This window comes from Euzebyella marina (genome assembly GCF_003687485.1).
GTDB classification, from domain to species: domain Bacteria; phylum Bacteroidota; class Bacteroidia; order Flavobacteriales; family Flavobacteriaceae; genus Euzebyella; species Euzebyella marina.
On record NZ_CP032050.1, the window covers coordinates 1 to 21,233 of the forward strand.

The 21,233-nt window shown below is 39.7% G+C and carries 23 protein-coding genes; 14 read left to right on the top strand and 9 right to left on the bottom strand.

Annotated elements, in window-relative coordinates:
* The first annotated feature begins 14 nt into the window (after positions 1-14).
* The 3 genes from D1013_RS00005 to D1013_RS20235 all read left to right on the top strand — a co-directional run bounded on the left by D1013_RS00005 (position 15) and on the right by D1013_RS20235 (position 1,444).
* Positions 15-614: a YheT family hydrolase gene (locus tag D1013_RS00005; RefSeq protein ID WP_394343386.1), complete on the top strand. Its 600-nt coding sequence runs from the start codon at positions 15-17 to the stop codon at positions 612-614.
* Between the two features lie 43 nt (positions 615-657).
* Positions 658-1,143 (top strand): c-type cytochrome, encoded by a 486-nt coding sequence (locus D1013_RS00010; RefSeq protein ID WP_121846932.1) that lies wholly within the window; start codon positions 658-660, stop codon positions 1,141-1,143.
* Positions 1,144-1,297: 154 nt separating this feature from the next.
* The gene (locus D1013_RS20235; RefSeq protein ID WP_162987764.1) at positions 1,298-1,444 is read left to right on the top strand and encodes a hypothetical protein; all 147 of its coding nucleotides are present in this window, start codon (positions 1,298-1,300) and stop codon (positions 1,442-1,444) included.
* Positions 1,445-1,459: 15 nt separating this feature from the next.
* Here D1013_RS20235 and D1013_RS00015 read toward each other — a convergent pair whose 3' ends face one another.
* On the bottom strand, positions 1,460-3,043 hold the full coding sequence (locus D1013_RS00015; protein ID WP_121846933.1) for a SulP family inorganic anion transporter: 1,584 nt from the start codon (positions 3,041-3,043) through the stop codon (positions 1,460-1,462).
* A gap of 94 nt (positions 3,044-3,137) precedes the next feature.
* On the bottom strand, positions 3,138-4,112 hold the full coding sequence (locus D1013_RS00020) for a phytanoyl-CoA dioxygenase family protein (RefSeq protein WP_121846934.1): 975 nt from the start codon (positions 4,110-4,112) through the stop codon (positions 3,138-3,140).
* A gap of 167 nt (positions 4,113-4,279) precedes the next feature.
* Here D1013_RS00020 and D1013_RS00025 point away from each other — a divergent pair, with 167 nt between their 5' ends.
* Both D1013_RS00025 and D1013_RS00030 read left to right on the top strand, forming a co-directional pair.
* A complete protein-coding gene (locus tag D1013_RS00025; RefSeq protein ID WP_121846935.1) occupies positions 4,280-5,131 on the top strand; it encodes an AraC family transcriptional regulator in 852 nt (283 codons plus the stop codon).
* Between the two features lie 88 nt (positions 5,132-5,219).
* Positions 5,220-5,738, top strand: a complete 519-nt coding sequence (locus D1013_RS00030) for a DUF421 domain-containing protein (RefSeq protein WP_121846936.1) — start codon at positions 5,220-5,222, stop codon at positions 5,736-5,738.
* Positions 5,739-5,803: 65 nt separating this feature from the next.
* On the opposite strand, the gene D1013_RS00035 is transcribed toward D1013_RS00030, so the two are convergent.
* Positions 5,804-6,715, bottom strand: coding sequence for a nicotinic acid mononucleotide adenyltransferase (locus tag D1013_RS00035; RefSeq protein WP_121850530.1), 912 nt, complete (start codon positions 6,713-6,715; stop codon positions 5,804-5,806).
* Between the two features lie 145 nt (positions 6,716-6,860).
* Here D1013_RS00035 and D1013_RS00040 point away from each other — a divergent pair, with 145 nt between their 5' ends.
* A complete protein-coding gene (locus tag D1013_RS00040) occupies positions 6,861-7,862 on the top strand; it encodes an NAD(P)H-dependent glycerol-3-phosphate dehydrogenase (RefSeq protein ID WP_121846937.1) in 1,002 nt (333 codons plus the stop codon).
* A gap of 5 nt (positions 7,863-7,867) precedes the next feature.
* Here the strand turns inward: D1013_RS00040 and D1013_RS00045 are convergent, their stop codons facing one another.
* From D1013_RS00045 to D1013_RS00060, 4 genes are all read right to left on the bottom strand, one after another.
* Positions 7,868-9,535 (bottom strand): glycerol-3-phosphate dehydrogenase/oxidase, encoded by a 1,668-nt coding sequence (locus tag D1013_RS00045; protein WP_121850531.1) that lies wholly within the window; start codon positions 9,533-9,535, stop codon positions 7,868-7,870.
* A gap of 16 nt (positions 9,536-9,551) precedes the next feature.
* Complete coding sequence (gene glpK, locus D1013_RS00050; protein ID WP_121850532.1) at positions 9,552-11,033, bottom strand: glycerol kinase GlpK; 1,482 nt, start codon at positions 11,031-11,033, stop codon at positions 9,552-9,554.
* A 216-nt stretch (positions 11,034-11,249) separates the two neighbouring features.
* Positions 11,250-11,549, bottom strand: coding sequence for an antibiotic biosynthesis monooxygenase family protein (locus D1013_RS00055; RefSeq protein ID WP_121846938.1), 300 nt, complete (start codon positions 11,547-11,549; stop codon positions 11,250-11,252).
* A gap of 21 nt (positions 11,550-11,570) precedes the next feature.
* Entirely contained in the window at positions 11,571-11,927 is a 357-nt protein-coding gene (locus tag D1013_RS00060) for a hypothetical protein (RefSeq protein WP_121846939.1), read from the bottom strand.
* Positions 11,928-12,028: 101 nt separating this feature from the next.
* On the opposite strand from D1013_RS00060, the gene D1013_RS00065 reads away from it, so the two are divergent.
* From D1013_RS00065 to amaB, 7 genes are all read left to right on the top strand, one after another.
* Positions 12,029-12,559, top strand: coding sequence for a CvpA family protein (locus D1013_RS00065; RefSeq protein WP_121846940.1), 531 nt, complete (start codon positions 12,029-12,031; stop codon positions 12,557-12,559).
* Between the two features lie 22 nt (positions 12,560-12,581).
* Positions 12,582-13,628, top strand: coding sequence for an acyltransferase family protein (locus D1013_RS00070; protein WP_121846941.1), 1,047 nt, complete (start codon positions 12,582-12,584; stop codon positions 13,626-13,628).
* A gap of 318 nt (positions 13,629-13,946) precedes the next feature.
* The gene (locus tag D1013_RS00075; RefSeq protein ID WP_225621387.1) at positions 13,947-14,351 is read left to right on the top strand and encodes a CAP domain-containing protein; all 405 of its coding nucleotides are present in this window, start codon (positions 13,947-13,949) and stop codon (positions 14,349-14,351) included.
* A gap of 170 nt (positions 14,352-14,521) precedes the next feature.
* Positions 14,522-15,061 (top strand): 3-hydroxyanthranilate 3,4-dioxygenase, encoded by a 540-nt coding sequence (locus tag D1013_RS00080; RefSeq protein WP_121846943.1) that lies wholly within the window; start codon positions 14,522-14,524, stop codon positions 15,059-15,061.
* Positions 15,062-15,143: 82 nt separating this feature from the next.
* Entirely contained in the window at positions 15,144-16,757 is a 1,614-nt protein-coding gene (locus D1013_RS00085; RefSeq protein WP_121846944.1) for a CHASE domain-containing protein, read from the top strand.
* Positions 16,758-16,797: 40 nt separating this feature from the next.
* The gene (locus D1013_RS00090; RefSeq protein WP_121846945.1) at positions 16,798-17,154 is read left to right on the top strand and encodes a DUF1304 domain-containing protein; all 357 of its coding nucleotides are present in this window, start codon (positions 16,798-16,800) and stop codon (positions 17,152-17,154) included.
* A 103-nt stretch (positions 17,155-17,257) separates the two neighbouring features.
* Entirely contained in the window at positions 17,258-18,811 is a 1,554-nt protein-coding gene (gene amaB / locus D1013_RS00095; protein WP_121846946.1) for an L-piperidine-6-carboxylate dehydrogenase, read from the top strand.
* Between the two features lie 137 nt (positions 18,812-18,948).
* Here amaB and D1013_RS20570 read toward each other — a convergent pair whose 3' ends face one another.
* Entirely contained in the window at positions 18,949-19,071 is a 123-nt protein-coding gene (locus tag D1013_RS20570) for a hypothetical protein (protein ID WP_262688613.1), read from the bottom strand.
* Positions 19,072-19,611: 540 nt separating this feature from the next.
* Here D1013_RS20570 and D1013_RS00105 point away from each other — a divergent pair.
* The gene (locus tag D1013_RS00105) at positions 19,612-20,178 is read left to right on the top strand and encodes a helix-hairpin-helix domain-containing protein (RefSeq protein WP_121846948.1); all 567 of its coding nucleotides are present in this window, start codon (positions 19,612-19,614) and stop codon (positions 20,176-20,178) included.
* 52 nt (positions 20,179-20,230) lie between these two features.
* Here D1013_RS00105 and D1013_RS00110 read toward each other — a convergent pair whose 3' ends face one another.
* Positions 20,231-21,229 carry an acyl-ACP desaturase gene (locus D1013_RS00110; protein WP_121846949.1) on the bottom strand — a complete coding sequence of 333 codons (999 nt, stop codon included), beginning with the start codon at positions 21,227-21,229 and terminating at the stop codon, positions 20,231-20,233.
* Positions 21,230-21,233 lie beyond the last annotated feature (4 nt).

Sequence of the window (21,233 nt, forward strand, 5' to 3'; positions counted from 1 at the left end):
AAGATCTGGAAGAAATCGTTCAGCACATTCTGAGGCTCAAAAAATACGATGAAATCTATATTAAAGGGGTAAGCCTAGGTGGTAATTTGGCACTGAAATATATTGGTGAACCTCGAAGTCTGCCCAAAGAAATTAAAGCCGTGATAGGCATATCGGTACCTTGTAACCTTTCTAGTTCACTGACCGAACTATTGAAAGCCAAGAATTTTGCCTATTCACAACGATTTAAGAAGCATCTGGTAGCCAAACTTCGCTTAAAAGAACCTCTGTTTCCTGAGCGACTGACCAAAAAAGATATCGCTCGCATTAAAAACCTTAAAGATTTTGATGACATCTATACAAGTCGCGCGCACGGTTTCAAAAATGCAATGCATTATTATGAGAAATGCAGTTGCCTGCAATTCTTGCCAAACGTTCAAATACCTACCCTGATCATCAATGCCCAGAACGACTCTTTTCTTGGACCTGAGTGTTTTCCAATAAAAGAGGCCAAAGACAACAAGAATATTTACTTAGAAATACCAAAATTTGGAGGACATGTAGGTTTTTGGGATTATGGTAATCGATATCACAATGAAAAAAGAGCAATAAAGTTCATAGAAGAAGGGCTTTAAAGATGGGTAATCACTATATTAGTGCCCATAAATTTTGTTACCAATGAAAAAAATACTTGTTGTACTTGCCCTAGGAGCGCTTGTAGTTGGCTGTGGCGAGAAAAAGAAGGAAGAAAAGAAAGAAGGTTTTGAAATGAACCGCACCAAAACCGAAGAAAAAACTACAGAAGCCCAATCAGAAGGTGTTCCTGTTGATATGGACAATGAGGGAGTCGGCCCGTTTAAAGATATCTCTTTTGACGGTGAAATCGATGCTGAGTTGGCAGCTGCCGGTGAAGCCAAATTCAACGCTGTCTGTACTGCTTGCCATATGGCAGAGCAGCGAATGATAGGCCCCGCCTTAAAAGGTGTTTATGAAAGAAGAAACCCAGCTTGGGTAATGAACATGATCAGTGGTCCTGATAAAATGTTGAAAGAAGACCCGATTGCTAAAGCTTTGTTGAAAGAGTACAACAATGCTATAATGCTCAATCAAAATCTATCTGAAGACGAGGTAAGGGCGGTAGCCGAATACCTAAGAACCTTCTAAGAGGATTTTATCTTATACCAAAACCGGGCTTCAAATGAAGCCCGGTTTTTTTTTGCCCAATATGAGGTATTTGTTTTTTAACAAAATTTTATCAATTGCTTAGATAGGTCTTCGTCTATATAAACAAAGACATTCATCAATTAATCTAGGCGACATGAAAGAAGATCTACTACTGCTCAATGAGCATAATTTACCCGAGAGAATTCTCAATAGAAAACGCTCATACATATCATTAAGGTATTGGATAGGATGGGCAGGCGGATATACCGATTCAAAAAAAGAAGAGGATAATGAAAGATAAAATCGACTTTGGCACTTAATTGCCTATTTGGTCGGAAACTACCTTGTAGGTAGGGTCTTCCAATACATTTACATCGATAATATCTTCTGCATTCTTCAACAACCTCACACAATCTTTACTTAGGTGCCTTAAATGTACTTTTTTTCCCACCTTGGCATAGCGCTCGGTAATTTTATTCAAAGCTTCTATACCAGACATATCGGCCACCCGGCTTTCCTTAAAATCGATTATGACCTCATCGGGGTCGTTAAGCACATCAAATTTCTCTGAAAACAAGGTTGTGGAACCAAAAAATAGCGGTCCGTAAATTTCGTAATGTTTTACTCCATTCTCATCTACACGCTTGCGTGCTCTAATTCTCTTGGCATTTTCCCAAGAATAAGCCAATGCAGAAATGATGACCCCTAATAATACGGCTACGGCCAAATTGTGGGTAATTGCCGTAATAAGTGTTACCAGAACCATGACTACCACATCTGATTTTGGCATTTTACCGAAAGTCTTAAAACTGGCCCATTCAAAAGTACCGATAGCCACCATAAACATCAGGCCCACTAAAGCCGCCATTGGTAAACGTTCAATTAAACTTGAACCGAACATTATGAAGACCAAAAGCATAACGGCTGCAGTTATGCCCGACAACCTTGCCCTCGCCCCGGAAGAAGTATTGATCAAACTTTGACCTATCATGGCACAACCTCCCATACCGGAAAGGAAGCCCGAGAATATATTGGCCGTACCTTGGGCCACGCACTCTTTGTTGCTCCTACCCCGTGTTTCAGTAATTTCATCAACAATGTTCAGGGTAAGCAAACTTTCAATAAGTCCGACCCCAGCCACTATAGCAGCATAAGGAAATATAATTTTCAGAGTCTCCAGCGTAAAAGGAATTTGAGGGATGGAAAGCGGAGGAAACCCACCACTAATACTCTCGCCTTCAGACATCGTATCGGCCACGGTAACGGTATCGATTCCAAAGCCTATTACAATCGCAGACACCACCAAAATAGCCAATAAAGAGGAGGGTATGGCCTTTGTCAGCTTTGGAAAACCCCAAATGATCAGCATCGTCAACAATGTAAGCCCCAACATCATATAAAATGATGATCCTTCCAACAATTGATCCGTACCTTTTTGATAAAAGTTCGGAAACTGAGCCATGAAAATAATTATGGCCAACCCGTTTACGAACCCGAACATCACCGGATGGGGAACCAAGCGAATAAATTTTCCCAAACGTAGAACACCGGCCAGAATTTGCAAAATACCTGCAATAATGACGGTAGCGAATGTATATTGAAGTATACCTTCCGGACCGATTTCAGGAAAAGTTCGTTTTAATTCAAGAATCAGGCCTACGAAAATTACTGCCACTGCTCCTGTTGCTCCGGAAATCATACCTGGTCTACCCCCAAGAATGGAGGTTATAAAACAAAGAACAAAGGCCGCATACAAACCTGTTAGCGGTGAAAAGCCTGGTATCAAGGCAAAAGCAATTGCCTCAGGCACCAATGCAAGCGCCACCGTGAGTCCTGAAAGGATTTCGGTCTTATAATCTACTTTTTGCTTAAAATCGAAAAGGTTGAAATACTTCTTCATGGTCGGTTTTGAGCGTGCAAAAATAGACCAAAATAAGCTATTGACCTAGTTATAGCTATCAATTATACAATATCACCTCAACAGAACAAATTGTCTACCAGCTTCTTAGACCTAACAGTTTTTGTCCTAATTCACTTAGTTCGGCCGTTTCATATTTGGTCTGTTCCCAATTTCTTGGATCCCCAGGAAAGGCATAACCTTCTGGTGCAATTCTATTTTTCCATGAGTTGACCCGCCAATTTTTCATTTCAACATTGTCTTCTTCTGCGGGCATCATTGAAATATATTGTGCAATTCTAACCTTGTTCTTCGAATTGTTAGGCCGTATGCCATGAGGTTGGGTACTATTGAATATCAAGAGGTCACCTGCTTCCATTTTCACTTTGACCAATTCATCTTCTAAACCGGTAATATCAGGTTGAAAGTGGTCGCGGTCTTCGGGCTGCGTCAGCTTCCAACTATCATAATTGCGATAAAGCCATGGTATGCACTGAAAACCACCCATATTTTCATCGGTCTGATCGGCTAGCGCCAATACGCCCTGAACGTTTTGAGGTCTTGTTTCCGGGTCATAGTCCCAATGGATAAATCCTTTTTTCTTAACCCCTTCCGGTAGAGGAAAATTCAAATTGGCCCTATCAATGGTTACCCATAGATGCTCCGTTCCCCATATATCGACAAAGGCATCGTAGACCCGTTTGGTTTGCCGGTTATTCCATAAGTGCTGATGATTATATACCTCTACCATACCAGTACCGGTCAGTTCTTTCATTTTCATTTCTGCACGGGGTGCTTGATACCACGTTTCAGGATTGTTGGGGTCTTTTTCATCAAATTCCCAAATAAAATCTGCCGTGGCCTGAGCCTGCTCCTTCGATATGGCATTCTTGACAACTATATAACCGTTCTCAATCCAAAATCGCCAATCCTCTTCGCTCAGCACTCTCAATGGTTGACCATTAGAGCGGTCGTTTAATTTTACTTTACTCGTGGTTGCCGTGGAAGGATTACCGGGTATCTCTTGGTGTGCCTTGTTGGCCATTTCAAGCTTTTCATCAATGTTTTTCATGACGCCTATATTTAGAATTTCTAGAGATAAAACTACTCTACAAGAAAATGGAAAACTACCTTGATATTGATATAGATTTGAACAATATTGATATTTATGATGATTTATAGATGAAATACTAATAATTTAGTGAAACCTTTATGAAGTGTTTTAATCTAGAGTAAACTTTGAAAGTTCAATTAGAGACCATAAAACCTGAGTCGGACAGCCCTTTTCGTTTGCTGCACGACCCTAAGCTCAATCATTTGTTCTATTGGCATTTTCATCCGGAATATGAATTGGTCTATATAGAAGGGGCCACTGCCACCAGACACGTCGGCAACCATATTTCAACTTATACCGAAAGTGATTTGGTTCTCATCGGTTCTGGCATTCCGCATTTAAACTTTGATTACGGGGTTAAAACAGAATATCGCAAGGAAGTGTTGCATATAAAACCTTCATTCAAAGATAGTTTTATAGCCCCACTTCCAGAATTGAAGAACCTCAACCGCCTTATGGACTTGGCAAAGTACGGTATAGCCTTTCACGGAAAGACCAAAACAGAAATAGGTGCATTGATGAGGCAACTCTATCAGTTGCACCCCTACGATTTCTTTATGCAAGTCTTGAATATATTGAAGCAACTTTCTGGCAGTAACGAGTTCGAGGTTCTACACAAAAAACCATATATCAACACCTATAGCAGTAAAGAGCAATCTCGAATTAGGGAAATTTATGCTTTTGTCGATAAGCATTACCAAGACCATATCTCGATAGGTGAGGTCGCCGATATTTGCAATCTGAGCAAACCTGCCTTCTGCCGATATTTCAAAAAGGCTACCAACAGTACATTTATCAACTTCTTGAACCAATACCGTATAAGTCAGGCCAAACGTTTATTATTAATTGGCAAAAACGTGAGCGAGACTTGTTTTGAGTGCGGTTTTGAAAGTCTTTCATATTTCAACCGAACCTTTAAAAAAATAACGGGCGAAAACCCATCAGATTTTAAAAAGAGAATGAAAATGCGGTTATAATCTTTAGAGACAGTAATTTATCTTCTACCGTTTATTGAAAAAAGTAAATAGTTTATGTTTTAAACATGTCAATGAAAAATCAAGAACTATGTTTTCAATAACTCTCTCTACCATCTTAAAAATCGCTCTTGCCGGTATCTTGATCTATATGTATATCATTTTTATAACCCGATTGGCCGGCAAACGAACCTTCGCCAAAATGAGCAGTTTTGACTTTGCCATCACTATAGCCATGGGCTCAATATTGGCGAATGCGGTCAACCAACCTTCAAAAAGTTTCATGAGCGCAGTGGTTGCCCTGGCAATTCTAGCATGCCTTCAGGTGCTTTTTGCCAAACTGGTCAGTTCTTCGCAGGCTTTGGAAAACATCGCCACCAATTCTCCCGTACTTCTTATGAAAGATGGCGAGATTATAGAAAATAACCTTAAAAAATGTTTGGTCAGCAAATCTGACCTTATGGCAAAACTACGAGAAGCCAACGTCTTGCAACTTTCAGAAGTGAAAGCTGTAGTTTTCGAAACTACCGGAGATATCTCGGTATTGCATTCATCGGACAAACAAACTATCGACTCGGAGATTTTGGAACAGGTAAAATCATCGCACTAAAACAAAACCGCCCCAAATCAAGTGAAATGGAGCGGTCTCTAACTAAATAACCAACCAAAAAAATCTTATTTACTATCTCTACTTCTTTCGACCTTCATTAAAGGATTAGAAGTTTTAATTCTTTTTTTATCGGTACTACCTGTGCTTGATTTCAAGTATTGCCTGTATCCCCTTCCTCTAAACTTATAGACCGTTCTGCTAGAAGGATGATACAGTTCGATAGTACTATCATTAATAACGTATAGTTCAAAGTAATCATTGCTCGATGAATGGTAGGCCAGTGTTAAAGTTTTGAGCATTTCATCGTTTTGTATGTCATACACCTGATATTCGCCTTCAAAATCCCATTGTAACCTATTAATGGCCGTTCCGGGCTCATCAATCGAAGACCTAAAAAATTCAGGTTCGAAGTTTAAGAAATTCTCATTGTCGAAATCATTAAGAGTACCTCTTTCGCTGGTGTATACTTTTTCCCAAGCATCATACTCCTGCAAAAAATAATTGAGGTTATCGTAAAAGACGAAGTCAAAATCAAAATTGTTCAATTGGTAACCATCTAGAAAGTAAGAAGTATCGGTATAGCCATCATATATTTCCACCGTATTACCATCGATGACAAATACATCTAAAATATAATGGCCGTCTAAATCGTGGTTAACCTCAATAGAACTATTACTCCCATTATAGTAACCTACATCGACCCCCAATCCATCTCCTGTTCTACCAATACCCACAATATTGTTATTGGCAATTAGCTTACCATTGATAAAGGACACCGTGAACGCTCTTTGCAAAAAGGGTATCTCACCATTACCTTGAGTTGCATTGATATCTACGTACCAAAGGTCATATGATCCCAATACCGCTTCAGCATTTACAGAAGGCTCTTGTATATAATCGTCTTCAACTATAACCTCTGTATAACAAGAGGTGGCCAACAGGCCAAACATTAGTAGCGTAAATAGTTTTGTTTTCATATTCATAGCATTAGAATTCAACAGATTAAAAACAACCACCGTGCCAAAACTTTTAACTTTTTGATAATCAAAGAATAAGGATGCGATTTTTTATTTCACTAGTTTTGTTTCAGGAAAAACAAACATGATTTTAGCCTAAGATTAAATGAACAAAGCTTTGAAATTTGCCGTATTGGGCGGGGGAAGTTGGGCAACGGCCATTGTTAAAATGCTCTGCGACAATCAAGAAGAGGTGGTATGGTACATGAGAAATACCGATGCTATTGGATTCATTAAAATTCAAAAACACAACCCCAATTATCTTACCTCGGTCACTTTCAACACAGAAAAATTGCACCTAACTGACGATATCAATGAGGCCGTCTCAAAAGCTGACATTTTAATTTTTGCCATTCCTTCGGCCTTTTTACATACCGAACTTCAAAAACTAACCAGTTCTATAAAAGAGAAAATAGTGTTTTCCGCTATAAAGGGTATCGTACCGGAGACGGGATTGATTGTTGGCGAACATTTTCATGAAACCTATGACATTCCTTTTAAGAACATAGGTGTTATCACGGGTCCTTGCCATGCTGAAGAGGTAGCCATGGAGCGTCTATCTTACCTTACTATTGCCTGTGCCGATACTTCAAAGGCGAAGTTCGTAGCCAAAAACCTGAGCAGTAGCTATATTAAAACAAAGGTGACCAAAGACATCATAGGCACCGAGTATGCCGCCATGCTTAAGAATATCTATGCCATTGCCGCCGGTATTGCACACGGGTTGGGTTACGGAGATAATTTTCAGAGCGTACTTATGAGCAATGCGATTCGTGAAATGAAACGCTATACCAAAAGCATTCATAAAATCGACCGTAATATTAACGATTCTGCCTACTTAGGCGATTTACTCGTTACAGGGTATTCCACTTTTAGTCGTAACCGTATGTTCGGAAATATGATTGGTAAAGGCTATACCGTTAAAAGTGCCCAAATGGAAATGAACATGGTAGCCGAAGGCTACTATGCGGCCAAAAGCGCTTATGAACTGAAGGGCAAATTTGAAAAAAAGGTAAAGACCCCCATTATCAATGCAGTTTATAAGGTACTTTATGAGGGTAAAAATGCTAAAAAGGTCTTTTTGGCATTGACCGATAAGTTGGATTGATTTAATTAGGACCGCTCCAATGAAAAGTTAGAATGATCTTCTAATTCACTTAACATCGTATCTCGCCATAAAGAGATTTTACCGTCATTGATATCGAAGTATTTTTTGAATTCTTCTAAAATAGGCTCCAAAAGATTCCGAACACTATCGATATCAAAATACAAACGCCCCGTTCGTCTTATAAAGAAATCCATTGGGTTCTGAACCATCTCATATTCGATGCAGAACCGTAATTCCGCCTTGGCCATACCCAATTGGGGGTTGTCATCTTTCTGCTCTTTATAATATTCTAAGATTTTTTCTGTCTGCTTGCCGTAATTGGTGACCAAAAACCAAGCATCATGCTCACTGAACCCCTTTTTTTCAATACGTTCAAAAACCTCTTTGATATACTTCTTTACATGTTTGTATTTCTTGAAATCGGTATTGCCGCACAAAGCAATTTTATCAGTAAAACATTCTTTCAACTGCGTGTCGTGCTCCTCTTCCATTTTTTTGGCGATGCGATTTACTACTCGCTCGGCCATTTTGCGATAGCCGGTAAGTTTACCTCCCGCTATACTGATAAGTCCGGTATCGGATGTAAAGATTTCATCTTTTCTTGATAACTCAGATGCCGATTTACCTTCTTCATGAATCAAAGGACGTAACCCTGCCCAAGAAGAAATAATATCTTCCATTTCAAGATTGATTTTTGGAAACATATTGTTCACCGCGGAAATTAAATAAATAGCATCGGCCAAATCGGTGCGTACATTGTCTTTATCCTTATTATAATTGGTATCGGTAGTACCTATATAGGTGATTTTGCCGCGAGGTATGGCAAACATCATTCGCCCATCGGGAATATCAAAATACACCGATTGTTTTACTGGCAGTTTTTCATGTGGAAACACCAAGTGAACACCTTTCGTCAAATGGAGCTGCTTGCCCTTCTTAGAATTATTCTTGCTTCTAAGTTCATCTACCCAAGGCCCCGCCGCGCTGATAACATATTTCGATTTTATATCGTATGTTTTGCCGTTTATAACGTCTTTCACTTTGACCCCGGCCACCTTGTCTTTTTTATAAACGAAATCTTCTACAGCCGTGTAATTGATGGCCCTAGCACCAAAAAGCAGGCTTGTTTTTATGTTCTCGATGGTCAATCGGGCATCATCGGTACGATACTCTGCATAATAACCGGCTCCTTTTAAAATCTTTTTGGGAAGTAAAGGCTCTAGCTTAAGCGCCTCTTTTTTCTCTAGCATCTTTCGCTTATCATCACCTGAAACTTCGGCCAGTATATCATAGACTTTAAGCCCAATCGAAGTAAGCCATTTACCGTACGAGCCATTTTCTATCAAAGGAAGCAACATCTTTTCAGGTATAACCAGGTGTGGCGCCAACTTATGAACTATAGCTCTCTCGGAACCCACCTCTTTGACCAACCAAAAATCGAATTGCTTAAGATAGCGCAAACCCCCGTGAATCAATTTCGTTGATTTACTACTGGTACCCGAAGCAAAATCTCCCTTTTCAACAAGCGCCACTTTGAGTCCGCGTGAAGAAGCATCCAAAGCGATGCCCGCACCTGTGATTCCACCACCTATTACGACGAGGTCATATTTTTCTTTTGATATTTTTTCTGCGGTTCTTGACCTATCTAGATTTGAAAACTTGATGTTCTTCATGAAGTACGCTTGGTGTTTATTGCTCTTCCCAACCTTTGGTTCGTTCAACGGCCTTTTGCCATTTTTTATAAAGTCTCTTTCTTTTTACCCGATCAAAATTAGGCTTAAAAATTCGGTTCATAGGTCTATTTTGATCCACATCGTCCTGTTTCCATAACCCAACTTGTATACCTGCCAAAAAAGCGGCACCCATGGCTGTCGATTCTATAACCTCAGGTCTGTGAACCTCCGAATCTAAAATATCGGCTTGAAATTGCATTAGATAATTGTTTGCACAGGCACCCCCATCTACACGAAGATTTTTTAGTTGTATGCCCGAATCGTCTTCCATCGCCTTTAAAATATCTTTGGTCTGGTAGGCCAACGATTCCAAAGTGGCTTTTGCCAAGTGTGCCTTTCCGGTATCTCTGGTGAGTCCAAAAATGGCTCCTCTGGCATACATATCCCAATAGGGGGCACCAAGACCTGCAAAGGCCGGCACTACATAAACGGGGTTTTCTTCTTCCACACTCTCAGCCAAAGGTTCGGTTTCCTTGGCATCTTTAATAAGTTCGAGTCCGTCGCGCAACCACTGAATGGCGGCACCAGCAATAAAAATACTTCCCTCAAGTGCATAGTTCACCTTACCATCTAAACCGTAGGCAATGGTTGTCAATAAGCCATTTTTTGAAAATTGGGGCTTTTCCCCAGTATTCATAAGCATAAAACAACCGGTACCATAAGTGTTCTTTGCCGTTCCTTTTTTAAAACAAGCTTGGCCAAACAAAGCGGCTTGCTGATCACCCGCAATACCGGCTATCGGTATTTTTGTTCCTTTAAGGTCATAATCACCAAAATGATGTGCTGAAGGCATTACTTCGGGCAACATCAACTTGGGGATGCCCAAAGCTTTTAAAAGTTTATCATCCCACTTTAACTCAACGATATCATATATCATGGTTCGAGATGCATTGGTATAATCCGTCACATGCTTTTCTCTTCCGGTCATATTCCAAACCAGCCAAGTGTCAACGGTACCCATTAGCAAATCGCCATTCTCAGCTTTCTTTTTGGCACCTTCAACATTGTCAAGGATCCATTTGACCTTCGTACCAGAAAAATAGGAATCAATAACGAGCCCAGTAGTTTTCTTTACATGCTCGGTCAAACCGGTATTCTTCAAGTGTTCGCAAATATCGGCCGTTCTCTTGTCTTGCCAGACTATGGCATTGTAAACAGGCTCGCCGGTAGTCTTATCCCAGACCATGGTAGTTTCCCTTTGGTTGGTAATACCAATGGCAGCAATATCTTTGGGGTCTACTTTTTCTTCATCCACCAATTGCTCTAATACGGCCATTTGGGTATCCCAAATTTCAATGGGATCATGTTCTACCCAGCCCGATTTCGGAAAAATCTGTTTGAACTCTTTTTGGACCATTCCTTTGATTTGGCCAGTTTCATCGACAAGTAAAGCCCTAGAACTCGTGGTTCCTTGGTCAAGTGAGATAATATATTTCATGTATAAGTTGAGTAAGTTGTACCGGTTATTTCTTCTCGAAGGAAACCTGAAATAAGAGATAAGCTTTGGAAAAGCATATAACCGACCCTGATTATGGTTAAATATAGAGTTTAAACCATGCAATTCAAAGTACAAAGTATAGCAGTACGGCTTGGTAACGAAAAATTCACAAAGACGACAATGAGGACAAATTTAGATACAACAATATAAAACGTACTATCGGCTGTATTCGCGCTCTACCCTGCAGATTCTAACGCGATACCATTGGTACCAGTCTTTAATTCCCCTTGCTTGAGCCTTTTGGTGATCAAGGTTGACTTTCCAAGCCGCGATTGATTCTAAATCTTTCCAATAACTAACCGTGATTCCTATTTCGTCTCTAGCGCTTTCAACATCTAAAAAACCTGGCTGTTCTCTTGCCAAATCGACCATCTTTTGGGCCATTTCTGCATAACCTTCATCATCGGGCTTTTTTAATGAAGTAAAGATGACCGCGTAATAAGTACCTTCTTTCATCCGAATCGAAATAGTTTGTAGTTAGGTGATATACTCTTTCTCTATAAAGTAGTCTACCAACGCCTCTTTCATGAGAACTGATTGCTCACCGGATTTCAGTAGGGGCAATTCTTCTTTCACCTTATAATGTGGCCAACCCTCTTCGTCAAAAAAATCGAACTCATAGTAACCATAGGGCTCAAGCAGCCGACAGATGGCAATATGCATCAAATCAAGTTTGGCGTCCTTTTTGAATTTACGGTGGTATTGACCCAACTCTTGCAGACCTACCAAGTAAATAATCGCATCTAGCTCAAGAGCGTCTCCATCTGAAAATTGCGACGATAATTTCTCTACCAGCACATCCCACCTTTCTTTTAACCTAATATCTCTCGACATAATAGACTTCTCTTAGTAAGGGCAAAAGCCCTCGTTGCTATTGCGATAATGAGGTGCAAAGGTACAAATCAAAACACTATTTTTGTGAAAATTCAGTGCTCATGGGCTTTCTAGACATTATATTCGGTCTGCTACTTCTTTGGGGTCTTTATAAGGGAGTTAAAAACGGACTTTTTATAGAACTTGCGTCTATTGTTGCCCTAGTTGCAGGCATTTATGGTGCTATTCACTTTTCATATTATGCCGGAGATTATCTATCGGAGAACATGAAATGGGAAGAACGTTACATCAACATTACTGCATTTGTCATAACGTTTTTGGCCATTGTTTTTGTCGTACATCTTGCTGCCCGACTATTAACTAAAATCGCCGCATTTGCAATGTTAGGGTGGCTGAACCGTATTGCAGGCGGAATTTTCGGTGTGGTTAAAATCGCCGTTATATTGGGTGCGCTGATCATATTTTTTGAAAGGGTCAACGAAACAGCGGGAATGGAAAAAAACGAAAAGGTCGAACAATCGGTTCTATATGAACCCATAAAAAAGATAGGTGCCTTTATATTTGCCAAAGTACTTCGCGCGCCCAAATATCAAATCAGTCCTCAAGAAGACAATCCAGAAATTGTAATCTGACACCAAAAACTTCCCCCAATTTATGTTCTTAAATTCGCTCAACACTTATCGTGGCATCGCCATATTGCTGATTGTTTCGGCGCATTGCTATTCGATAGCCGACGTGAAAGTTGACTCTTTCAGCGAAGCACTCTTTGCGAACTTAACGGCCGGAAGCACCTTTCATTTTATTTTCATTTCTGGCTTTTTATTTCATCACATTTTCGTTTTAAAAGATAGAACGACTACTTTCTTACCAAATAAGATAAAGAGGTTATTGATTCCTTATACAGTATTATCAATAGTTCCGATACTGCTGAAATTAAGCACAGAACCCGATTTTTGGAATACCTACTTTCCTTTGCAAGAGGATACTTTCTTAAATAATTATGTGATTCCTATTTGCTTATATTATGTTACGGGAGCCCACTTGGTAGCCTACTGGTACATACCTTTTGCAATGTGTTTGTTTTTAATGTATCCGCTACATATAAGATTTATCAACTGGCCGATCAAACTTCAGTTTTCGGTTTTCGGCATATTATTTTTAATCGCCTTGTTCGTTCATAGACCGGTAGACGAACTAAACGTATTTCAGTCTCTTGTTTATTTTACACCAACCTATTTAATGGGTATTCTCTGCTCACTTTACAAAGAGAGGGTGTATTATATATTTCTTAAAAAGGAATTATATCTCTTACTCTTAGCATTAGGTATAGCAGCTTTTCAAGCGTTCATCGGCCGCTACGACAACTATCAAAAACCGATGTTCGATTATGATGGCCTTGACCTAGTTCTATTACAAAAGACTTTTCTCTGTATTTTCTTTATGGTTTTTCTACATCGTTTTGAATCTTTCAACAATAAGTTGCTCGTTCTTTTGGCCTCTACCAGTTTTGCTATATACTTTATACACGGTTATGTGCTACAGGGTTTGTTTCAATTCAAGCGAATATTTAATTATACTAGTGATTACCCTTGGGCAACTTACTTTTTGGCTTGGTTCTTATTAGTGGGGGTAAGCATGGCTCTGGCTATCATCCTAAAAAAAGCAATGCCTAAATACTCTAAATATATTAGTGGCTATTAGACCGCCTAGTAATTTCCAGTGGCACATTGAAAAAATGAAAATAGATAGTTTTTAATAGGCTAAAACCTACAGCCGTTTAACATATGGCTGCAATTCATCGAAAAGGAAGACTTTTTATCTCTACCGACGACTAAATTTTCGATATTCGCTTATCGATATTCCCCTATCGATTTTTTGAGAACACGAGAACACCCCATTTCTCAGACCTACCTTAGAGAACATACCTACTTACAAATAGAACACTATATGAAAATGACAAGGCATTATTTTGCCCTCGTTTTATTTGTATGCACATTGGCGTCTTGCACAAAGGAGTCAATGGAAACAGCAAATATTGTTGAGGCCGAGAACATTCCGGAAATAGAACAAGAATTACTTGAAGTTGTTAATCAACACAGGCTCTCTTTAGGCCAAAACTCTTTAGAATTCAGCTCGGTAGCCTATCTTTTGGCCAATGAGCACACCGATTACATGATGACAGTCGGATCTTTAAACCATGATAATTTCAGTAAACGCGCTTCTACGATATCAACTGAGGTTGATGCAGAGTTTGTGGCTGAAAATGTTGCTAAAGATTACCTAAACGCTTCGGAAGCATTCTCAGGCTGGTTGACCAGTTCCAGTCATAAAAAGACTATGGAAGGAGAGTTTACCCATACCGCTGTAAGTGTAAAAAGAAATGAAGAGGGCAATTTGTTCTATACACAAATCTTCTTCCGATAAACGTACGGTGCGACCCTAGAAAACTATGCGTATGAACTAGTGGCATACATTTTATACCTTTGAAACCTAAAGGTATTTATCATTTTTAATTAACCGTGCGTTGAACTTTCGCAAAGTTGTAGTACGTTTAGGTGGTAGTTACCAAATTATTAACCTTTAGTATTACAAATATGGCGGTACAACCCCCCTTTAACCTTTCAAAGTGGATCGATGAAAACCGAGACTCTTTAAAGCCACCAGTTGGCAACAAGAACTTATACAAAGATGCCGGTGACTACATAGTCATGATAGTTGCAGGGCCCAATGCCCGCAAAGACTACCATTACAATGAAACCGAAGAACTCTTTTTTCAGTTAGAGGGAAATATCGAAGTTCACATTCAAGACGAAGGTAGAAAGAAAACTATGAAGTTGGGGCCTGGCGACATGTATCTTCACCCAGCAAAAATTCCGCATTCTCCAGTAAGAAAAGAAGGAAGCATTGGTCTGGTCGTTGAACGAAAAAGAGCGGATATGAATGTTGACGACGGTCTTTTATGGTTCTGCGACAATTGCAACCATAAATTGTACGAGGCCTATTTCACATTAAACGATATTGAGAAAGATTTCTTAGGTCATTTTAAACACTTCTATAGCTCGGAAGAACTTAGAACATGTGATAATTGTGGCACCGTTATGCCAGTAGACAGTCGATTTGTTGCAGACGAATAAGTGTTTATCGGCCAAACAATGTCTTTATTCGTAGATAACCTAGACATTCAGAAAAAGTACTTTAAAACCCCCAAGTAATTCTATGTCAAGGTTTCAAATCTTCAAATACTTTTCCGTTCTTTTAATAGGGGCGTCTATTTCGTTATTTGTTTTCTTTTCGATTAACAATCGATATATAAGCAATCAAAAAGATTTGGTAGATAATGCCATTTCTAGGGCTTTGATCAAAATAGATGACGAATTGAACAAAATTACGCTGGTAATGGAGTCGATGGGCTTCTTTTTCGAAAACCATGATGACGTGCCCCAAGAGCTTTTTGAACGGTTTACGAGTCCTTATTTAAGTGAATTGCGAAGTATCGGCGCCTTAGAGTGGGCCCCTCGTATTTTGGAAAGCGAAGCAAATTCTGAGGATTTGGAAGTGCCTAAAATCACCCAAACCGATTCATCAGGAAATTTTATTACCGCCCAATCGCGAAAGGTACATTTTCCCATCGCATTAATAAATCCGCTAGAGCCACTTAAAGATGCCGTTGGTTTTGACAATTATTCCGAAGAAATTAGAAAAGAAGCTATTGACCAAGCTATTGAGTCAAAGAAAACAGTTCTAAGCGCGCCCATAGAATTGGTACTCAAAAACAATGGGTTTCGGGGCTTTTTGGCCCTAAAATCAGTTTTTAATTCGGAAACGGCTGAAGTAAAAGGTGTTGTAGCCGCAATTTATCGGATGGATATTTTCTTAAGACGTACCCTAAAGAATGAATTGGCCATCATCGACTTGGCAATTACAGACTCTTTGGCGCAAGACAATCTTCTTTATACCAATCGAGAACCTCTTTCTTTAGAGAATCGAACAAACGAGAGCACGTTTAAACATATAAAGGCAGGCAACCGGGTTTGGAATATTGAGTTCTCTCCGAAAAGCAAACATTATAATTTTCCACATGTATTAGAATCATACTTGGTCTTGATCTTAGGCTTGCTGACAACAGGCCTTCTTATTTACGCCATTAAGGTAAGCGATGAACATAATGACAGATTAGAGGCAAGGGTAATACTGAGAACCAGCGAACTGGAGGCCTCGAACAAATTGAAAGAAAATCTGTTGCGCGAAATTCATCACCGAGTCAAAAACAATCTTCAAATAACCTCAAGCCTTATGAACATGCAGAAAAGAAGGCTTTCGAGCAAAGAAGCGATTACGGCACTTTCTGATAGTCAGGCCAGAATATCGGCCATTGCGCTTACACATCAGAAAATTTATCAAGATAAAGATTCAAAGGCGGTCAACCTTAACGATTACCTTATCGACCTGATGGAATATCAAAAGAAAATCTCTCCCTTTTTCACGTATAAAATCGATTGCCCCTTGATTACGGTAGACCTCGACCGTGCAGTACCTTTGGCATTGATCATTTCTGAGCTGGTCACCAATGCGGTGAAACATGCCTATCCTGATAATACCAAGTATAACGAGCTTAAAATAGATGTTACCCGTTTAGATGATGAATCGGTTTTACTTTGTATCAAAGACAACGGTAAGGGGCTTCCTGAAAATTTTGATTTAGATAAAGCAGAGGGCATCGGTTTTGAAATCATACGTGCCCTTTGCAGACAGATTTCGGCTCAACTGAACTACGAATCAGCTGAAAACGGGACCCAATTCGACCTTATTTTCATGAACCAAAGTGAATAATTAAGTGTCATTGGCGATGCTTTTTTAATTATATTTAATAATGATTGTGTCGCTATTGATTGGCCTTGTCGCCCTCTTACATCTATACTTTATGTGGTTCGAAATGTTCGCTTGGACCACAAAAGGAAGGAAGATATTTAAAAAGTTTCCGGCTGAGTTGTTCGAACCCACCAAACCATTGGCCGCCAATCAAGGTCTCTACAATGGATTTTTAGCCGCCGGCCTTATATGGACATTTTTTATCACAGACATCGATTGGAAATGGAATGTTGCCCTCTTTTTTCTTTCATGTGTAAGTATTGCTGGTATTTATGGCGCCTTAACCGCTGATAAAAAGATTTTCTTTGTTCAGGCCGCCCCTGCGTTAGTAGCCATTTTGCTTATTCTGTTCACGTAGTATTGAAAGTTAAAAAGCTCTTATCATTATCCGGTTTGCATGGATTGTCAAGAACAATGAAGTATATTTGATATATAACAATTTGTACTTAAAAAGTTAAATTATGATTTCTACTGCTCCTCAATTTGCTATTAATGATGTTTTAAAAGATTTAAATATCGAAAGCACCAACTTTGGCGTATCTACCGGTTCAGACTGTTTTGGATCGGGTGAAGAAATCATATCGAAAAGCCCTGTAGATGGGGCGATAATTGCCAAGGTAAGCACAGCTACTTCAGATGACTATGAAAAAACTGTAAGCACCTCTTTAAATGCCTTTAAAGAGTGGCGAAATACGCCAGCACCGCAACGTGGCGAAATTGTAAGGCAGTTTGGCAACAAACTAAGAGAATTAAAGCAACCACTGGGCAAGCTTGTTTCATACGAAATGGGTAAAAGTCTACAAGAAGGCTTAGGAGAAGTGCAAGAGATGATAGACATATGTGATTTTGCTGTAGGCTTATCACGTCAATTACACGGTCTTACCATGCATTCCGAGAGGCCGGGCCACCGTATGTACGAGCAGTACCATCCGTTGGGAGTGGTCGGTATTATATCGGCATTTAATTTCCCCGTAGCCGTATGGGCGTGGAATACGGCCCTAGCTTGGGTCTGTGGCGATGTCTGTATTTGGAAACCCTCGGAAAAAACGCCTCTATGTGCCATAGCCTGCCAAAAGATTGCTGCCGATGTGTTTAAGAAAAATGGTCTTCCCGAAGGCATCAGTTGTTTGATCAATGGTGACTATCGAGTGGGCGAAATGCTTACTACTGATACTAGAGTGCCTCTTATCTCCGCTACCGGGTCGATTAGAATGGGCAAAATTGTTGCACAGGCCGTAGGAGCTCGATTAGGAAAATCATTGCTTGAATTAGGTGGAAACAATGCGATTATAGTAACCCCTGATGCCGATATAAAAATGACCGTCATCGGTGCAGTCTTCGGTGCGGTGGGCACTGCAGGTCAGCGCTGTACTTCAACGCGAAGATTGATTATTCATGAATCAATTTATGACAAGGTTAAAAAAGCCCTGGTTGATGCCTATGCACAATTGCGTATTGGAAATCCCTTGGATGAAAATAACCATGTAGGTCCCCTAATAGATTCAGATGCAGTTGAAAGTTATCTAAGGGCCTTACAAAATGTGGTAAAGGAAGGTGGTAAAATTCTAGTTCATGGCGATGTACTATCAGGAGATGGTTATGAGAGCGGTTGCTACGTAAAACCGGCGATTGCAGAGGCAGAACCGGAGTTCAAAATCGTTCAAGAAGAAACTTTTGCCCCCGTTCTTTATCTTTTAAAATATAGTGGGGAAGTAGATAAGGCCATTGACATTCAGAATAACGTAGCCCAAGGTCTTTCTTCGGCAATTATGACTAATAATTTACGCGAGGCGGAAAGGTTTCTTTCGGCCGCCGGAAGCGATTGCGGTATTGCTAATGTTAATATTGGAACTTCAGGTGCAGAAATTGGTGGGGCATTTGGCGGAGAAAAAGAGACCGGAGGCGGAAGAGAGAGTGGTTCCGATGCTTGGAAGGTTTATATGAGAAGGCAAACCAATACCATTAATTACACTACTGAACTGCCTTTGGCGCAGGGTATCAAGTTTGACCTATAATGGAAAAACCCGTCAATTTTCTTCCTTGCCCTTCCCCCGAACAGACAAGAATCAATGTAACGGGCTTTTAAACTAAACTAACTCAAACAATATATTGTACCGTATCTATACAGAACAATTACTAGAACCTCATTTTCTCACTCTACATCACTAATCCGTTCAGCTTGGGGCACTTTCCAACTTCCCTTTAGCAGCTCTTGTAATCCCAAGACAACTACCATACAGACAAAAGTGACCCATTTTAAAATTTCGGATTTCATTTCACCAGGTTCATAAAGTGGGCTAAATATACTTAAGGTAGACAGGCAAGACCATCAATTTTGTATAAATGGTCATTAATTCTGTATCAATGTACTTTTAGATACATTAAGTGTCATTTTCTAATCACATTTAATCTTAACTACACGGTAAAATGAGCATTTTATCGCATGCAAATTCTATGTTCTAAAAAAATCGCAAAGGCTTAAGTAATAATTTGCCTACTTATTATTCCAATAAATCATTCAACATTAACACGCTTTTAGTTTTTTTTAATACATTGTATAGTACAACTATCAATTTCTAGACATGACTAAAACGACCATTCTTTCGTTAGATATAGTCATCACCTTTTGGGTAATAACCTATGGCTCTATCATTAATAGATTCAAGAGTAGCGTGCCATACCTAAAGAGAAAATCTCAAGTTTATAAAAAAATCAAAAATTCAATTTTTAGGCTTTCAATTCCTTACTTCCCACCATCTATTTGTTTACAATCGACCTGTCCATTAAATAAAGAACCTCAAATCAATTTAGCCGTATGAATTTCGAAAACATAAGTATTTGGTATTGGCTCATTTTTATTCTGTTCGGTATTTTATGTGCCTTCTTAGGTTATTGTCTTGGTAAGAGAAGTATAAAAGCGGTCAATAATGTTGCAGAGTTACAAATGTTTAAGGATAGAAATATCAAACTGCAAGCTGAATTAGATGCCTGTACCCAAAAAATTGCCAGCGCCCCGGCAATAGACGACACTACTTCTTTCGTAGATACCTCAGATGATATTCCTGAACTTCCTGTATTAATTCCTTTTAATGCCGATAACGCAAAAGCCGTGTTCGGCAAAACCATTCAAAATAACGACTTAAAGGTGATTGAGGGAATCGGACCTAAAATTGCAGGTCTTTTTCAGACTGCCGGTATCGCCACTTGGAAAGCACTTTCAGAAACATCAGTGGCCAGTTGCAAAGAAGTGCTGGCAACTGGAGGCGAGAGATACAGAATTCATGATCCTTCTTCTTGGCCCATGCAAGCTAAAATGTGTTATGAAGGTAAATGGGTAGAATTGGCCAAATGGCAAGATGAACATGACCATGGGCGACTATAAACAAAAAAGGGAGGCTTAAACTAAGCCTCCCTTTTTTGTTGTTATCATAGGTCTAAATCATTCCGTTAGCCTCGACCCATTTAAATTTGTATTGGTCTTCAGGAAACTTCATTCGCTCGGCGATACGCTCTAATCTAGCCGGTAATTTTATCAGATAATCCCTTGCCTTTTCTGCTTCATCATTCAAGCCACGCACACTTTCCAGTTCCCAGTAAGAATTAAGCTTTCTTAAAATATCAACGTAATCTTGTGCGGTATATACACCTAGGCGTTGGGCACAGTTAGAAAAGTTTTCAAACGCTTCACCGATAGCACCACCGGACTCCTTTAGAAAGTGGGCCGGCATGACTATTTTCTTCTTCATCATATCGGCAAAGGCCAACATCATACCTGATGGGTCTTCGCCAAAAATAGTCTTAACAAACTCCCTGTAAGCAAGGTGATGTCTCATCTCGTCACCGGCAATAATCGTACACATTTTACCTAAAAGAGCATTGCCCTTTTTTCGTGCCATTTGACCCACCCTTTTATGAGAAATATTGGTAGCCAATTCTTGAAAAGAAGTATATACAAAGTTTTTATAGGGATCTCTATCGGTACCGATATCAAAACCATCTGATATCAGGTGCTGAGTGGTAATCTCTATCTCGCGCATATTCACCCTGCCCGATAGATAAAGGTATTTATTCAATACATCACCATGGCGATTCTCTTCCGCCGTCCATGCCCTAACCCATTTGGCCCAACCTGTTCTCTTATTATCACCATGTTGGTCGATACCTTCAACATCCATCAACCAAGATTCGTAGGTCGGCAATGCCTCTTCGGTAATGGTGTCGGCCACCATAGTAACCCAGAAGTCATACCCGAGTTCTTTAGACTCTCCACGCAGTTCTCTTACTGCTTCCAAAAAATTGTCATTTTCCGAATCGGGCAAAAAATCACTTGGCTGCCAAATCTTATCCACGGGAAGAAGAAAAGATTCCATAAACCCTTCAACCTGTGGCTCGATAGCCTTCATTACCTCTAATCTTATATTCTTTTCGGGCATCTTT